Source organism: Aquabacterium commune (genome assembly GCF_004362855.1).
Taxonomy (GTDB): Bacteria; Pseudomonadota; Gammaproteobacteria; order Burkholderiales; family Burkholderiaceae_C; genus Aquabacterium; species Aquabacterium commune.
In genome coordinates this window covers 280,794-296,034 of record NZ_SNXW01000001.1, presented here as the reverse complement: position 1 = coordinate 296,034, position 15,241 = coordinate 280,794, and the positions used below count along the sequence as shown (strand labels likewise).

Here is a 15,241-nt window from a genome sequence, read left to right as displayed (position 1 = left end):
GATCGATGCGCTTGAATGCGCGCAGTGATGATTTGATTTTGTCGGTTTGATTTATAAAATACAGGGGAGATGTTGAAATGAATGACCGTTATTTGATTTTGCCGCCCAGTGTTGAAGGCATCCCGGATTCGTATATTGTAGTTCGTAGATTCCTGTCTTGGGTTGGCGTCGGCGCCTTGCTTTTTGGCATTGTTTTCACGCTCCACTTTTCAAACATCGAAGGTCTGTACGAGGACGATTTTTATTACTATCTGGTTGTTGCGAGAAATTTCATATCTGGGAATGGAACAAGCTATTTCAAAGGTGTGCTGACAAACGGCTACCAGCCTTTGTGGCAGTTCTTGGTCATTGCTGCGGCGTACGGCGCTGAAGTATCAGGATGGTCACCCTTGCGAGTGGTGTATGTGCTGAGTGCAGCGATTTGTTTGTTCTCCGTGGTGTTGGTGCTGAGGGAAAACCGAAGGCTTTCGGACGAGGGAGTTCTTGCCTTGGTTTTTTGCTCGGGCGTGGTGTATTTGTTTTTGAACATGGGCATGGAGGTTCCGGCCCTGTTTTTCTTCTCTACCATTTTGATGTTGCATGTGGGCCGGGGAGGGCGCTCCTCCTCGGTCATTGGGTTTGCTTTGTTCGGCTGTTTTCTGTCGCGCATCGACAGCATGGTTTACTGGCTACCGATGATCTGCCTTCTGCTTTGGGGCTTTAAAAAACATTTGATGCGCTCGCTTCTGCTGCTGACCACCTTGGTGGCGCTGTATTGCCTTGCCAACAAGTTCTTCTTTGGGCTCTGGATGCCAGTGTCGGGCTTGGCCAAGAATGCCCCGGTGTTTTCCTTCCACGCCCAAACCTTTACATCGTTCTTGCTTTCGCCGAGGCCGCCAGTGTTTTTGATGTGGAGTGTGCTTGTTACGCCCGTACTTTTTTATTTGCTACCCAATAAGCGCCTCATCATCGCGGTCAGCTTTTTCTTGATCTTTGTGTTTTATGTGTTGCACGCTTTCAGGTCCGATTACGGTGTGTGGCCTTGGTATCAGTATAATTTCTTGCTGCATATCCTGGTCATTGGCTTGTCCGAAGGTGCGGCAGGTTTTGCAAAGAAGTCAGGCCCGGGCATGAGAATTCTTTTGGTGGCCACTTTCCTGATCTCGGTCGGCATGGTGTTTTCGAAGGCGGTAGATCAATTCAAAACACGCAAGCAGGACAGTGAAATGATGGCGGTGGGTAAATTTGTGGCCGATGTTGCACTCGAAAACGGGATTGATGTGCTTGCCATGGGGGACAGGGCTGGAGCAGTCGGCTACGCGACCAGTGCGAGCGTAGTCCAGCTCGAGGGTTTGGTCATGGACAGGGGTTTCCTTGATCGCTACGCAAGTCATCTCGATCTTTTTGACGTCTTGCGGAAGTACAAGGTCGGCGCTTACGTTGCCACCAGCCCCCAGCCGATCCCCGGCGAGGGTTGCTACCTTGTGACCGAGCTCGTTCAGGCCGGTGATCGTGCGGTCCGTACGCGGGTATGCATGCCCGTATTGGCAAGCCATCAATCACCCAGCGGACTGCTGACAGTTGTTTTCAGGGTCCCGGTGGTCGTTCAGGCGGGAGAATGAGCGACTTGTCCTCTGTGCACTTCGCGCGGCCTGTCCGCGTCGCGAGGTCTAGCGGCGAACGTTCCGTTTATGAAACAATGAGGTGGAACACCATTGCACCTCAGATGACTTCTGGCCGCTCGCCGCCGTACATGCACCCGCCCGCCCGCTCGATGCCTCGCATCGTGGCCGTGGGGTTTCGCCGCATCAACAAGATGTTGCAGGAGCTGGCGCCCGTGGTGGCCGACCGCGCGGTGGTGGACGTGCTGGACGTGGGCTTCGAGGAGGCGGTGGCGCGGGTCAAGGCGCTGCAGGCCCGCCAGCCGGTCGATGTGGTCGTGGCGGCAGGCTCCAACGGTGGCTACCTTCGTCAGCACCTCGATGTGCCCGTGGTGCTGGTCAAGGTGGGTGGCTTCGACCTCATGCACGCCCTGGCGCAGGCGCGCCGGGTGTCTGACCGCATCGGTCTCGTGACGTACGACGGCATGGCCCCCGACCTGCAGCGCTTCGAGCAGCTGTTCGACTTCGCGATTGCGCAGCGCAGCTACCGCACCGAAGACGAGGCACGTGCCTGCGTGCGCGCACTGCAGCAAGGCGGCACCGAGGTCGTGGTGGGCTCAGGGGTGGCCGTTGATGTGGCCGAGCAGTTGGGGCTGACCGGGCTGTTCCTGTACTCGATGGACGCCGTGCGCGAAGCCCTGGCCGATGCGGTCGAGGTGGCACGCGCTGCCCGCATCCAGCAGGCCAAGCGTGAGCGCCTCAACACCTTGCTGGCCCAGCTGAGCGATGGCGTGATCGCCGTGGACACGCAGGAGCGCATCGAGACGCTCAACCCGGCCATGGCGCAATGGTTGGGCATCGATGCCGGTGCGTGGCAAGGCCGTCGCTTGAGTGCCGCCTGCCCCGAGCTCAGCCTGCAATCGACCTTGCGCCTGGGCCTGCCCGAGCTGGAGAAGATCGAGCGCGTGCGTGGGCGCCAGCTCATCGTCAACCGCATCCCCATCGTCGAGCAGGGCGTGCTGACCGGCGCGGTGCTGTCGGCCCAGGACGCGGTGGCCATCCAGCGCGTTGACCGGCACATCCGCGCCCGAGCGCATTCGCAGGCCGCCTCGGCGCGCTACGACCTCTCGCAGCTCGCAGGGCGCAGTGCGGCCACGCAGCGTGTGCAGGCGCTTGCGCTGCAATGTGCACACAGCTCGGCCACCGTGTTGTTGCTGGGCGAGAGCGGCACCGGCAAGGAACTCGTCGCCCAGGGCATCCACCGCGCCAGTGACCGCCGCGACATGCCCTTCGTGGCCGTGAACTGCGCGGCCCTGTCCGAGACCCTGCTGGAGAGCGAGCTGTTCGGCCACGAGGAGGGCGCCTTCACCGGCGCGCGCCGCGGCGGCAAGATCGGCCTGTTCGAGGCGGCCCACAAAGGCACCATCTTCCTCGATGAGATCGGCGAGATGCCGCTGGCCTTGCAGACCCGCATGCTGCGCGTGCTGCAGGAGCGCGAGGTGCTGCGCGTCGGCGCGGTGGAGCCCACGCCTGTGCAGGTGCGCGTGATCGCGGCCACCCACCGCGACTTGGCCGAGCAGGTGGCGCAAGGGCGCTTTCGGCTCGATCTGTATTACCGGCTCAACATCTTGCGCATCGAGGTGCCGCCGCTGCGCGAGCGCCTGGCCGACATCCCCGACATCGCGGCCACTTTGCTCGCCAAGGTGCGCGAGCGCCTCGGGACGGGTGAGGGGAAGGGTTGGGGCGCCGTCTGGCAGGCCTTGATGGCACAAGCCCCGCACCACAGCTGGCCTGGCAATGTGCGCGAGCTGGACAACCTCATCGAGCGCCTGGTGGTGTGCGTACCGCCCGCGGCGGTGCTGTCATCTGCTGAGGCGACGCAGTGGCTGCGCGAGTTGGCGCCCGAGCTGTGCGCCGTGCCTGGCGCTGTGCAGTCCCCATCGGGTGGGGAGGACAGACAAGACATCGGTGGCCGCGATGGCCGTGCCCATGCACTCAGGCCCGCCCAGCGCCTGAGCGAGCGCGAGCACATCCTGGCCACCCTGGCCGAGTGTGGCGAGGACAAGGCCCTGGCCTGTCAGCGCCTGGGCATCAGCCGCACCACCTTGTGGCGCAAGCTGCGCGCGGGCTGAAGCCTGCTTGCTGAATCAGCCCAGCGTGCGGCGCTTGGCGAGGGCCAGGCCGATCAGGCCTGCGCCCATCAGCGCCCAGGTGCCGGGCTCGGGCACGGCTGGCGTCGTGCCGCCCGTGACCACGGCGATGCCGTCGATCGACAGGTAGGCCTTGGTCGTGTCGGCCAGGCGGAAAGACAGCTGCGGGCTGGCCGACGTGGCCGTGAAGACCAGCGACTCGCTCAGCCAGTTCGACGACAGGCCCAGCGTGCTGCCATGGCCGATCGAGACGCCGTCCAGCATCACGTCGATGGCATTGCTGCCCAGGTACTGCACCGGCGAGGCGGCGTCCGGGCGGTTCAGGCCGAAGTTGCCGGCGAACCAGCTCACGGTGTAGGTCTGACCGACCGACAAGCCTTGGAGGATCTGGCCGAAGCGCTCGACATAACTGCCGTTGATGCCCAGGCCGACCCAGGTGCCGCCGTCGGGCGATGCGGTGGGGGCCACGCCGAAGTCGGTGGCGCCCGCCACGCCGACGTTGTTGCCGCCGTCCAGGGTGTCGGGCGTGCCTTCCAGGATGCGCCAGCCATCGGGCGTGCCCATGTTGACCGTCGAGCCCGTCAGGGAGCCGTTGACCACGATGGACGCTGCGTGGGCTGCTGCGCCGGACAGGCAGAGCAGGGCGCTCAGAGCGGCGGCGGAGGCAAGGCGGGTGAACTGCATGGGTACTTCCTGTGACAAGCACAACTTTGTGGGGGGATGTTACGCGAATGGCGCCCAGCGCGCAGCGGGCCTGCGCCCCCTCATGTGGAGGAGGTCCAGCCCCACCGGGCTGGCAAAGCGTGAATATGTCCGCACGGTCGGCCACTGGGTGAAAAGTGACGCCACGATGCGGAGGGCGCAACCCTGCGGCTGTCCGAGCTTCGGCTGACGCGCCGCGGCCGCGCTGGCACAATGCCGCCTCCTCTTGCTGTCCCGCCTGGCCCTCGCCTGGCCCTCGCATGACCCAGCCTGCAGCGCCCGCCGCGCTCAATGCTTCCAATGCGCTCAATGCGCGCGCGACGCCCCGTGTCCTGTCGTTCATCCCCCCGATGACGCAGCTCAACACGCCGTACCCGTCCACCGCCTACCTGACCGGCTTCCTGCGCCAACAGGGCGTGGACGCGGCGCAGGAGGACCTCGCCCTGGCCCTGGTGTTGCGCCTGCTGTCGCGAGCCGGCCTGCAGTCGGTGCGCGAGGTGGTCGATGCCTTGCCGGCCTCATCGGCGGCTGCCCGCAGCGCGGCGGTGCGCTCGTTCGCCGAGCAGGCCGACGCCTACCTCGCCACCATCGACCGCACCATCGCCTTCTTGCAGGGCCGGGACGCCACGCTGGCCCACCGCATCGCCGGCCGCGGCTTTCTGCCCGAGGGCCCGCGCTTCGCTGCACTCGACCACTACGTCCTTGACGAAGACGATGGCGGCGACCCACTGGCCTGGGCCTTCGGTGCACTGGGCCTGCAAGACCGCGCCCGCCACATCGCCACGCTCTACCTCAACGACCTGGCCGACGTCCTGCGCGACGCCATCGACCCGCGCTTCGAGTTCGTCCGTTACGCCGAGTCCCTGGCCATGAGCCAGCCCAGCTTCGACCCGCTGGCCGAGGCCCTGGCTGCGCCGCACAACCTGGTGGACGCCACGCTGTGCGAACTGGCACTCGATGCCATCCAGCGCCATCAACCTGGGTTGGTGCTGCTGTCCGTGCCCTTCCCAGGGGCGGTCTATGCGGCCTTCCGCATCGCCCAGGCGATCAAGGCGCAGCACCCGGGCATCCGCATCGCCCTGGGCGGCGGCTTCGTCAACACCGAGCTGCGCGAGCTGGCCGAGCCCCGCGTGTTCGATTTCGTTGATTTCGTCTCGCTGGACGCGGGCGAGCGCCCGTTGCTGGCCCTGCTCGAACACGTGGCCGGCCGCCGCAGCCGCGAGCGCCTGGTGCGCACCTTCGTGCGCGACGACGCAGGCGCCGTCAAGCTCATGCAATGGCAAGAGCCCGATGTGCCCTTCAGCGACGTGGGCACGCCGACCTGGGACGGCCTGCCGCTCGACAAGTACCTGTCCCTGCTGGACATGCTCAACCCCATGAACCGGCTCTGGTCCGACGGGCGCTGGAACAAGCTCACCGTGGCGCACGGCTGCTACTGGAAGAAATGCAGCTTCTGCGATGTCAGCCTGGACTACATCTCCCGCTACGAAGCCGCGTCGGCCGAGGTGCTGGTGGACCGCATCGAGGCCATCGTCGCCGAGACCGGCCAGACCGGTTTCCATTTCGTCGATGAGGCCGCGCCGCCGAAGGTGCTGCGCGCCCTGGCAGAAGAGCTGCTCAAGCGCGGCGTGCAGATCAGCTGGTGGGGCAATGTGCGCTTCGAGAAAACCTTCACCCCCGAGCTGTGCGAGCTGCTGGCCGAAAGCGGCTGCATCGCCATCTCAGGCGGGCTGGAAGTCGCCTCAGACCGCCTGCTGCAGCTCATGAAAAAGGGCGTGTCCGTGGCCCAGGTGGCGCGCGTCACCAAGGCCTTCGCGGACGCCGGCATCATGGTCCACGCCTACCTGATGTATGGCTTCCCCACGCAGACGGTGCAAGACACGGTTGATGCGCTGGAGTACGTGCGCCAGCTGTTCGAGGCCGGCTGCATCCACTCCGGCTTCTTCCACCGTTTCGCCTGCACGGTGCACTCGCCCGTGGGCCTGAACCCGTCCGAGTACGGCATCGAACTCGTGCCTCTGCCCGAAGGCAACTTTGCGCGCAACGACGTCGGCTTCATCGATCCGACGGGCGTGGACCACGACCGCCTGGGCGTGGCTCTGAAGAAGGCGATCTACAACTTCATGCACGGCAACCTGCTCGACCAGGACGTGCGCGCCTGGTTCGATGTGCGCGTCTCGCGCCCCACGGTGCCGCGGCAGTTCGTCGCGCGGGCCTTGAGTGATCTGACCCGCGGCTGAAGCCCGGGCGGCCTGACTGGCCTCAGCCGAAGAAAGCCTGTCGGATCTCCGCCGGCAACGGCTGCCCGGTCAGCCAGGCGCGCTCCAGCACGAACCAGTAGTGGCGGTAGCTGGCGCGGTCGTGCAGCACGCCGTGGTAGGACGTGGGCGCCCAGTGCGCGGCCTGCGCGGCGCTCAAAATCTCCACCGCATCGTCCACCTCGGCGGTCACCGGGGCGAAGGCGTCGATGATCACGGGGATCTGGTCGGGGTGGATGCTCCACATGCGCGTGTAGCCCAGCTCGCGGCTGGCGCGCTCGGCCGCCTTGGAGAGCGCGCGGGTGTCCTTGAACTCCGTCACCACGCAGTGCGAGGGCGTGATGCCCGCCGCGTGGCAGGCCTCGGCGATTTCCATCTTGGCGCGCAACACCAGCGGGTGCGCGAACTGGCCCTGTGCGCCCATGGCCAATGCGGGGATCGCGCCGCGGTGCGCTGACACAAAATCCATCAGCCCGAAAGACAGCGACTCCAGCCCGGGCAGGGCGGCGATCTGCGCGACGTCCCGCAAACCGCTGAGCGTCTCGATCAAACCATGCACCGGGATGACGTGGCTCACGCCATGCTTGACGCGCGCGGCCTTGATGGCGTCGATGGCGCGGCGCGTGTCGTCCACGCCCGCCAGCTTGGGCACCATGATGTAGGCCAGCTTCGCGCCCACCCGGCCGATCAGCGTGTCGAGGTCGTCCTCGAAGCGCTTGTGGCCCACGTCGTGCACGCGCACGCCCACACGGCCCCAGGCGTTGGCCGGGCTGTCGAGCAACTCGGCCACCAGCAAGGCGTGCTCGTGCTCGCCCCCCACCGGCGCGCCATCCTCCAGGTCCAGGGTCACGTCGAACACGGCGCGGCCGGCGGTCTCGGCCATCTCGGCCTGCAAGGCCAGGCTTTTGCGCATGCGCGCCTCGACGCCCGCGTAGTGGTCGCACACCGGCAGGTGGTGGGTCGCGGCTTCGGCGCCAAACAGCGCGTGGCGAGGGTGGATGGTGGTCAGCGTGGACATCTGGGCATCCTGACAAAGACAAGCCGAAAAGAAAAAAACCGGCCAGCCCGAAGGCCGCCGGTTTTCATTGTGCGGCAGCTTGCGCCGCCTTGCATCACTTCAGGATCACAGCAGGTGCTTGACGCCGTCTTGCTCGCCTTGCAGCTCGGCCAGGGTCTTGTTGATGCACTCTTGCGAGAAGGCATCGATTTCCAGACCTTCGACGATCTTGTACTCGCCGTTGTTGGTGATCACTGGGAAGCCGAACACGATGCCGGCGGGGATGCCGTACTCGCCGTTCGAAGGCACGCCCATGGTGACCCACTCGCCGTTGGAGCCCAGGGCCCAGTCACGGATGTGGTCGATGGCGGCGTTGGCAGCCGAAGCGGCCGACGACAGGCCGCGAGCGGCGATGATGGCGGCGCCACGCTTGCCCACGGTCGGCAGGAAGGTGTCGGCGTTCCAGACTTGGTCGTTGACCAGGTCCTTGATCGACTTGCCGTTGGTGGTGGCGAAGCGGTAGTCGGCGTACATCGTGGGCGAGTGGTTGCCCCAGACGGTCAGCTTGCGGATGTCGCCCACCTTGGTGCCGGTCTTGGCCGCCAGCTGCGAGGCAGCGCGGTTGTGGTCCAGGCGCAGCATGGCGGTGAAGTTCTTGGCCGGCAGGTCCGGGGCCGACTTCATGGCGATGTAGGCGTTGGTGTTGGCGGGGTTGCCCACCACCAGCACCTTCACGTTGCGCGAAGCCACGGCGTTCAGTGCCTTGCCTTGGGCCGTGAAGATCTGGGCGTTGGCGGCCAGCAGGTCGGCGCGCTCCATGCCGGGGCCACGGGGACGGGCGCCAACCAGCAGGGCGTAGTCGGTGTCCTTGAAAGCTTGCAGGGGGTCAGAGTGGGCTTCGATGCCGGCCAGCAGCGGGAAAGCGCAGTCTTCCAGCTCCATGATCACGCCCTTCAGGGCGTTCTGGGCCTTCTCATCGGGGATCTCCAGCAGCTGCAGGATGACAGGCTGGTCCTTGCCCAGCATTTCGCCCGAGGCGATGCGGAACAGGAGGGCGTAACCGATTTGGCCAGCGGCGCCGGTGACGGCGACGCGAACGGGTGCTTTGCTCATGGCAACTCCGAAAATGAGAAGGGGGTAAGGGTAAGACCGCAAGTGTAGCGTCGCGCGGCAGTCTATGGACAAAGGCCCGTGACGTCAACGCTCTTATGTCTTATATAAGACATCTTCCAGCCCTTGCGTGGACTTTGCTGCGCACTTGTGGTGCAATGGCGTCCGTTCGGCCGAGCCCCACCCTGGCACGGTTCGGGCCGCTGCCGATCCACCCGATCGCCCCCTTTCACTGAAACGCCGTGGTGACCCCTCCGTCCCTCCCTGCTGTGCCTGGCATGCCGCCAGAGATGCCGCCCTCCAGCGGCGCGCCGCTCCATGCCGGCGTCACGGGCGCAGCCACCGCGGCCATGTTGGCCCCGTCGTTCAGCCCCCTCTACCAGCAGATCAAGACGCTGATCCTGCGCAGCCTGCAGGGCGGCGAGTGGCGTCCGGGCGAGGCCATCCCCTCTGAAATCGACCTGGCCGCACGCTTCAAGGTCAGCCAGGGCACGGTGCGCAAGGCCGTGGACGAACTCGCTGCCGAGAACCTGCTGGTGCGCCGCCAGGGCAAGGGCACCTTCGTGGCCACCCACGCGGAAGAGCAGGTCCAGTACCGCTTCCTGCGTTTGGCCCCCGACGTGCCCGACAACACCCCCGGTGCCGCACGCCGCGAATTCCTCGACTGCCGTCGCCTGGTCGCACCGCCCGACGTGGCAGCCTCGCTGCAACTGCCCGTGGGCGAGCAGGTGGTCGAAGTCCGGCGCGTGCTGCATTTTTCCGGCCAGCCCGTGGTGCTGGACGACATCTGGTTGCCGGCCCACCTCTTCAAGGGGCTGACCGCCGAGCGCCTGAGCGAATACCGCGGCCCCATGTACGGCCTGTTCGAAACCGAATTCGGCGTGCGCATGATCCGCGCCGAAGAGCAGCTGCGCGCCGTGTCTGCGCAGCCCTCTGTGGCGCATTTGCTGCAAGTGGAGCCCGGCGCGCCCCTGTTGAGCGTGGAGCGACTGGCCTTCACCTACGGCGACCAGCCCGTGGAGTTGCGACGCGGTTTGTACCGCACAGACCGCCATTACTACCGCAATGAATTGAGTTAACGGATTTTCCGAGAACGTGTTCTCGCCTGCGCTGTGACCTGTCTCGCAGATGACCACAGGACAGGCGACACCCAGGGCATGGGGATTGCCCTAAAATCCCCTGATTCTTTCGACAGATTTTTGACGCTCGGCAGGAGCCCTCACCAACATGGCTGATAACGCGAAAACCCCACGTCCCGTCTATCGGAACATCCACGTCACGGACATCGTCTCGTACCGCCTGCCTCCGGCCGGCATCGTGTCGATCCTGCACCGCATCAGCGGCGTGGTGATGTTCCTGCTGATGCCTTTCATCATCTGGATGTTCGACACCAGCGTCTCGTCCGAAGTCTCGTTCGATGAGTTCACCTCGGTCTTCCGCGGTGACTTCGGCTGGTTCTTCAAGCTGCTCGCCCTCGGCCTGATCTGGGCTTACCTGCACCACTTCATCGCAGGCGTGCGCCACCTGATCATGGACGCCACCCACACCGTCAGCAAAGAACAGGGCCACTCCACCGCCATCGTGACGCTGGCGCTGAGCATCGGCCTGACCGTGGTGCTGGGCGCCAAGCTGTTCGGCCTGTTCTGATCCCCCGTTGCATCCCCGTTCCAGGAAAACAACCATGTCTCAAAACTACGGAACCAAGCGCATCGTCACCGGCGCGCACTATGGTCTGCGCGACTGGCTGGCCCAGCGCATCACCGCCGTCCTGATGGCCTTGTTCACCATCGTCCTGCTGGTGCAGGTGCTGACGGCCAGCAGCCTCGACTACTACAGCTGGTCGGGCATCTTCTCTCAGCAGTGGATGAAAACGCTGACCTTTGTTGTCATCGTTTCGCTGCTGTACCACGCCTGGGTTGGCGCGCGCGACATCTGGATGGACTACATCAAGCCGGTGGGCATCCGCCTGTCGCTGCAGGTGTTCACCCTCGTGTGGCTGGTGGGCTGTGCCGGCTGGGCCATCCAAGTGCTCTGGAGACTGTAAAAAATGACCGCTACCTCTCTTCCTACCCGCAAGTTTGACGTCGTGATCGTCGGGGCCGGCGGCTCCGGCATGCGCGCGTCGCTGCAACTGTCTCTGGCTGGCCTGAACGTGGCCGTGCTGTCCAAGGTGTTCCCGACCCGTTCGCACACGGTCGCTGCCCAGGGCGGCATCGGTGCTTCGCTGGGCAACATGAGCGAGGACAACTGGCACTACCATTTTTTCGACACCGTCAAGGGCTCCGACTGGCTGGGCGACCAGGACGCCATCGAGTTCATGTGCCGCGAAGCACCGAAGGTCGTGTACGAACTCGAGCACTTCGGCATGCCGTTTGACCGCAACGCCGACGGCACCATTTACCAGCGTCCCTTCGGCGGCCACACCGCCAACTACGGTGAAAAGCCCGTGCAACGCGCTTGCGCCGCGGCTGACCGCACCGGCCACGCCCTGCTGCACACGCTGTACCAGCAAAACGTCAAGGCCCGCACCCAGTTCTTCGTGGAGTGGATGGCCCTCGATGTGATCCGTGACGCCGATGGCGATGCCGTGGGCGTGACCGCCCTGGAAATGGAAACCGGCGACGTGCACGTGCTGCACGCCAAGACCGTGCTGTTCGCCACCGGTGGCGCCGGCCGCATCTACCAGGCTTCCACCAACGCCTTCATCAACACCGGTGATGGCTTGGGCATGGCAGCGCGCGCTGGCATCCCCCTGGAAGACATGGAGTTCTGGCAGTTCCACCCCACCGGCGTGGCCGGCGCGGGCGTGCTGCTGACCGAAGGTTGCCGTGGCGAAGGCGCGATCCTGCGCAACAGCAACGGCGAGCGCTTCATGGAGCGTTATGCCCCGACCCTGAAAGACCTGGCCCCGCGTGACTTCGTGTCCCGCTCGATGGACCAGGAAATCAAGGAAGGCCGTGGCTGCGGTCCCAACAAGGACTACGTCCTGCTGGACATGACCCACTTGGGCGCCGAGACCATCATGAAGCGCCTGCCTTCGGTGTTCGAGATTGGCCACAACTTCGCCAACGTTGACATCACCAAGGAGCCGATCCCCGTGGTGCCGACCATCCACTACCAGATGGGTGGCATCCCGACGAACGTCTATGGCCAGGTGGTCGTGCCGAACAACGGCAAGCACAACGACATCGTCAACGGCCTCTACGCCGTGGGTGAGTGCTCCTGCGTGTCGGTGCACGGCGCCAACCGCCTGGGCACCAACTCGTTGCTGGACCTGGTGGTGTTCGGCCGTGCCGCAGGCAACCACATCGTCGAGACCAACCTCAAGACGAAGAACCACAAGCCCCTGCCCAAGGACGCCGCCGACTACACCCTGTCGCGCCTGGCCCGTCTGGATTCGGCCAAGAGCGGTGAGTACTCGCAAGACGTGGCCAACGAGATCCGTGCCACCATGCAGAAGCATGCCGGCGTGTTCCGCACCCAGAAGTCCATGGACGAAGGCGTTCAGCGCATCGCTGCTGTGCGTGAGCGCGTCAAGTCGATTGGTCTGAAGGACAACTCCAAGGTCTTCAACACCGCCCGCATCGAAGCGCTGGAAGTGGACAACCTGATCGAGGCCGCTCAGGCCACGATGGTGGCCGCTGCCGCCCGTCCGGAAAGCCGTGGCGCCCACGCCCACGACGACTTCCCGAACCGCGACGACGCCAACTGGATGAAGCACTCGCTGTGGTACTCCGAAGGCAACCGCCTGGACTACAAGCCGGTGAACCTGACGCCGCTGACGGTGGAATCGGTTCCCCCGAAGGTCCGCACCTTCTGATCGACGGTCAAACGAATTAGGAACGCACCATGAAGCGCACTTTCAACATCTACCGCTACGATCCGGACAAGGACGCCAAGCCTTACATGCAGACCATCGAGATCGAACTCGACGGTCACGAGCGCATGCTGCTGGACGCCCTGATCAAGCTCAAGGCGGTTGACCCGACCCTGTCCTTCCGTCGCTCCTGCCGCGAAGGCGTGTGCGGTTCGGACGCCATGAACATCAACGGCAAGAACGGTCTGGCCTGCCTGACCAACATGCTGACGCTGCCTGGCGTGATCACCCTCAAGCCGCTGCCCGGTCTGCCCGTGGTCCGCGACCTGATCGTGGACATGACGCAGTTCTTCAAGCAGTACAACTCGATCAAGCCTTACCTGGTCAACGACACGCCGCCGCCCGACAAGGAGCGGCTGCAGAGCCCGGAAGAGCGCGAAGAGCTCGACGGCCTGTACGAGTGCATCCTGTGCGCCAGCTGCTCGACCAGCTGCCCCAGCTTCTGGTGGAACCCCGACAAGTTCGTCGGCCCCGCCGGCTTGCTGCAGGCCTACCGCTTCATCGCTGACAGCCGCGATCAGGACACCGCTGGCCGCCTGGACAACCTGGAAGACCCGTACCGCCTGTTCCGCTGCCACACCATCATGAACTGCGTGGACGTGTGCCCGAAGGGCCTGAACCCCACGAAGGCCATTGGCAAGATCAAGGAACTGATGGTGCGTCGCGCCGTTTGACGCGCTTCACCGCTGTCCCTTGCTGACCTGTACCGAACGTCAACCATTGCCCCTTGCCATGACCGCCATCGCCCAGCCCGAAGCCGACCAGACGCCCGACGAGGACGTGCTGAGGCGCTTGCGCTGGCGGTGCCGCCGTGGCTTGCTCGAGAACGACATCTTCATTGACCGTTTTTTCGAGCAGCACGGCGGGCAGTTGACCAACGCGCTGGTACAGGGCTTGCTTGAACTCATGGACCTGTCTGACAATGACCTGCTGGATCTCCTGCTGGCCCGCAAGGAGCCCGAAGGTGATCTGGACAACGCCGAAGTCAGGCGGGTGCTGTTGTTGATGAGGGTGTCCCAGGCGTGACTGTGGGCGACGTCGTCCACATCCACACGATTGGGCGGTTGTCGCAGACGCTCGGGGCAAGTTCTTGACCCGATAATGTCGCGTTTTCAGCGACTCCGGTGACCGGCCGGGGCCCTGCATCAAACACTTTTTTCCCACACAAGACCGACCCCTAGGAGTGCTCATGACACCGTCCGACGTGAAAGCCACCCTGTCGTTTTCTGACGGCAGCCCCAGCATGGAATTGCCGATTTACAAGGGCTCTGTCGGCCCTGACGTGATCGACATCCGCAAGCTGTACGGCCAGACCGGCAAATTCACTTACGACCCCGGCTTCCTGTCGACGGCTTCGTGCAATTCCAAGATCACCTACATCGACGGTGACAAGGGCGAGCTGCTGTACCGCGGCTACCCCATCGAACAGCTGGCCACCAACTGCGACTTCCTGGAAACCTGCTACCTGCTGCTGAACGGCGAACTGCCGAACGCGACCGAAAAGTCGGAGTTCGTCACCCGCGTGACCAACCACACGATGGTCAACGAGCAGATGCAGTTCTTCCTGCGTGGCTTCCGCCGTGACGCCCACCCGATGGCCGTCATGACCGGCTTGGTCGGCGCCCTGTCGGCCTTCTATCACGACAGCACCGACATCAACAACCCCGAGCACCGCAAGATTGCCGCGATCCGCCTGATCGCCAAGATGCCCACGCTCGTGGCCATGGCTTACAAGTACTCGATCGGCCAGCCGTTCATCTATCCGAAGAACGACCTGTCGTACACCGAGAACTTCATGCGCATGATGTTCGCCACGCCGTGCGAAGACTACAAGGTCAACGACGTGCTGGTGCGCGCCATGGACCGCATCTTCATCCTGCACGCTGACCACGAGCAGAACGCTTCGACCTCGACCGTGCGCCTGTGCGGTTCATCGGGCACGAACCCGTTCGCGGCCATCGCTGCTGGCGTGGCCTGCCTGTGGGGCCCGGCGCACGGTGGCGCCAACGAAGCCGCCCTGACCATGCTGGAAGACATCCAGAAGAACGGTGGCGTCGAGAAGATCGGCGACTTCATCGCCCAGGTCAAGGACAAGAACTCCGGCGTCAAGCTGATGGGCTTCGGTCACCGCGTGTACAAGAACTACGACCCGCGCGCCAAGCTGATGCGTGAGACCTGCCACGAGGTGCTGAACGAGCTGGGCCTGCAGAACGACCCGCTGTTCAAGCTGGCCATGGCCCTGGAAAAGATCGCCCTGGAAGACGACTACTTCGTGTCGCGCAAGCTGTACCCGAACGTGGACTTCTACTCCGGCATCGTCCAGCGCGCCATCGGCATCCCCGTGCAGCTGTTCACCGCGATCTTCGCGCTGGCCCGCACGGTGGGCTGGATCGCCCAGCTGGACGAAATGATCGGCGACCCCGAGTACAAGATCGGCCGTCCGCGTCAGCTGTTCGTTGGCGCCGAGAAGCGCGACGTCAAGCCCATCGCCCAGCGTTGAGCCGAGGCCTCGGCCTGACGGTCACCGCTTCGGCGGAGGCGCAAAAAAACCCCGCCTTGGCGGGGTT

At 64.4% G+C, this 15,241-nt stretch carries 13 protein-coding genes; 10 read left to right on the top strand and 3 right to left on the bottom strand.

Going from position 1 to position 15,241, the window contains the following annotated elements; all coding sequences use genetic code 11:
• Positions 1 to 77: 77 nt before the first annotated feature.
• Positions 78 to 1,601 carry a hypothetical protein gene (locus EV672_RS01375; RefSeq protein WP_133605785.1) on the top strand — a complete coding sequence of 508 codons (1,524 nt, stop codon included), beginning with the start codon at positions 78 to 80 and terminating at the stop codon, positions 1,599 to 1,601.
• A gap of 104 nt (positions 1,602 to 1,705) precedes the next feature.
• Positions 1,706 to 3,712, top strand: coding sequence for a propionate catabolism operon regulatory protein PrpR (gene prpR, locus EV672_RS01370; protein ID WP_243738452.1), 2,007 nt, complete (start codon positions 1,706 to 1,708; stop codon positions 3,710 to 3,712).
• Between the two features lie 15 nt (positions 3,713 to 3,727).
• Here prpR and EV672_RS01365 read toward each other — a convergent pair whose 3' ends face one another.
• Entirely contained in the window at positions 3,728 to 4,414 is a 687-nt protein-coding gene (locus EV672_RS01365) for a PEP-CTERM sorting domain-containing protein (protein ID WP_133605784.1), read from the bottom strand.
• Between the two features lie 368 nt (positions 4,415 to 4,782).
• Here EV672_RS01365 and EV672_RS01360 point away from each other — a divergent pair, with 368 nt between their 5' ends.
• Positions 4,783 to 6,672: a B12-binding domain-containing radical SAM protein gene (locus tag EV672_RS01360; RefSeq protein ID WP_133606421.1), complete on the top strand. Its 1,890-nt coding sequence runs from the start codon at positions 4,783 to 4,785 to the stop codon at positions 6,670 to 6,672.
• Between the two features lie 22 nt (positions 6,673 to 6,694).
• Here the strand turns inward: EV672_RS01360 and EV672_RS01355 are convergent, their stop codons facing one another.
• Both EV672_RS01355 and EV672_RS01350 read right to left on the bottom strand, forming a co-directional pair.
• Positions 6,695 to 7,708 (bottom strand): HpcH/HpaI aldolase/citrate lyase family protein, encoded by a 1,014-nt coding sequence (locus EV672_RS01355; protein ID WP_133605783.1) that lies wholly within the window; start codon positions 7,706 to 7,708, stop codon positions 6,695 to 6,697.
• Between the two features lie 105 nt (positions 7,709 to 7,813).
• Positions 7,814 to 8,800 (bottom strand): malate dehydrogenase, encoded by a 987-nt coding sequence (locus EV672_RS01350; protein ID WP_133605782.1) that lies wholly within the window; start codon positions 8,798 to 8,800, stop codon positions 7,814 to 7,816.
• A 287-nt stretch (positions 8,801 to 9,087) separates the two neighbouring features.
• On the opposite strand from EV672_RS01350, the gene EV672_RS01345 reads away from it, so the two are divergent.
• From EV672_RS01345 to gltA, 7 genes are all read left to right on the top strand, one after another.
• Positions 9,088 to 9,876 (top strand): GntR family transcriptional regulator, encoded by a 789-nt coding sequence (locus EV672_RS01345; protein WP_133605781.1) that lies wholly within the window; start codon positions 9,088 to 9,090, stop codon positions 9,874 to 9,876.
• 148 nt (positions 9,877 to 10,024) lie between these two features.
• Positions 10,025 to 10,444 carry a succinate dehydrogenase, cytochrome b556 subunit gene (gene sdhC, locus EV672_RS01340; RefSeq protein ID WP_133605780.1) on the top strand — a complete coding sequence of 140 codons (420 nt, stop codon included), beginning with the start codon at positions 10,025 to 10,027 and terminating at the stop codon, positions 10,442 to 10,444.
• 34 nt (positions 10,445 to 10,478) lie between these two features.
• A complete protein-coding gene (gene sdhD / locus EV672_RS01335; RefSeq protein WP_133605779.1) occupies positions 10,479 to 10,841 on the top strand; it encodes a succinate dehydrogenase, hydrophobic membrane anchor protein in 363 nt (120 codons plus the stop codon).
• 3 nt (positions 10,842 to 10,844) lie between these two features.
• Positions 10,845 to 12,617: a succinate dehydrogenase flavoprotein subunit gene (gene sdhA / locus EV672_RS01330; protein WP_133605778.1), complete on the top strand. Its 1,773-nt coding sequence runs from the start codon at positions 10,845 to 10,847 to the stop codon at positions 12,615 to 12,617.
• A gap of 29 nt (positions 12,618 to 12,646) precedes the next feature.
• Complete coding sequence (locus tag EV672_RS01325) at positions 12,647 to 13,348, top strand: succinate dehydrogenase iron-sulfur subunit (protein ID WP_133605777.1); 702 nt, start codon at positions 12,647 to 12,649, stop codon at positions 13,346 to 13,348.
• Positions 13,349 to 13,406: 58 nt separating this feature from the next.
• Complete coding sequence (locus tag EV672_RS01320; protein WP_133605776.1) at positions 13,407 to 13,700, top strand: succinate dehydrogenase assembly factor 2; 294 nt, start codon at positions 13,407 to 13,409, stop codon at positions 13,698 to 13,700.
• Positions 13,701 to 13,863: 163 nt separating this feature from the next.
• Positions 13,864 to 15,174: a citrate synthase gene (gene gltA, locus EV672_RS01315; protein ID WP_133605775.1), complete on the top strand. Its 1,311-nt coding sequence runs from the start codon at positions 13,864 to 13,866 to the stop codon at positions 15,172 to 15,174.
• The last annotated feature ends 67 nt before the right edge of the window (positions 15,175 to 15,241 follow it).

What these genes read in the sequence shown, in the direction of transcription:
- EV672_RS01375 (WP_133605785.1), top strand. Translation starts at nt 78, where the DNA reads ATGAATGACCGTTATTTGATTTTGCCGCCCAGTGTTGAAGGCATCCCG.
- prpR (WP_243738452.1), top strand. Translation starts at nt 1,706, where the DNA reads ATGACTTCTGGCCGCTCGCCGCCGTACATGCACCCGCCCGCCCGCTCG.
- EV672_RS01365 (WP_133605784.1), bottom strand. Translation starts at nt 4,414, where the DNA reads ATGCAGTTCACCCGCCTTGCCTCCGCCGCCGCTCTGAGCGCCCTGCTC.
- EV672_RS01360 (WP_133606421.1), top strand. Translation starts at nt 4,783, where the DNA reads ATGACGCAGCTCAACACGCCGTACCCGTCCACCGCCTACCTGACCGGC.
- EV672_RS01355 (WP_133605783.1), bottom strand. Translation starts at nt 7,708, where the DNA reads ATGTCCACGCTGACCACCATCCACCCTCGCCACGCGCTGTTTGGCGCC.
- EV672_RS01350 (WP_133605782.1), bottom strand. Translation starts at nt 8,800, where the DNA reads ATGAGCAAAGCACCCGTTCGCGTCGCCGTCACCGGCGCCGCTGGCCAA.
- EV672_RS01345 (WP_133605781.1), top strand. Translation starts at nt 9,088, where the DNA reads ATGCCGCCCTCCAGCGGCGCGCCGCTCCATGCCGGCGTCACGGGCGCA.
- sdhC (WP_133605780.1), top strand. Translation starts at nt 10,025, where the DNA reads ATGGCTGATAACGCGAAAACCCCACGTCCCGTCTATCGGAACATCCAC.
- sdhD (WP_133605779.1), top strand. Translation starts at nt 10,479, where the DNA reads ATGTCTCAAAACTACGGAACCAAGCGCATCGTCACCGGCGCGCACTAT.
- sdhA (WP_133605778.1), top strand. Translation starts at nt 10,845, where the DNA reads ATGACCGCTACCTCTCTTCCTACCCGCAAGTTTGACGTCGTGATCGTC.
- EV672_RS01325 (WP_133605777.1), top strand. Translation starts at nt 12,647, where the DNA reads ATGAAGCGCACTTTCAACATCTACCGCTACGATCCGGACAAGGACGCC.
- EV672_RS01320 (WP_133605776.1), top strand. Translation starts at nt 13,407, where the DNA reads ATGACCGCCATCGCCCAGCCCGAAGCCGACCAGACGCCCGACGAGGAC.
- gltA (WP_133605775.1), top strand. Translation starts at nt 13,864, where the DNA reads ATGACACCGTCCGACGTGAAAGCCACCCTGTCGTTTTCTGACGGCAGC.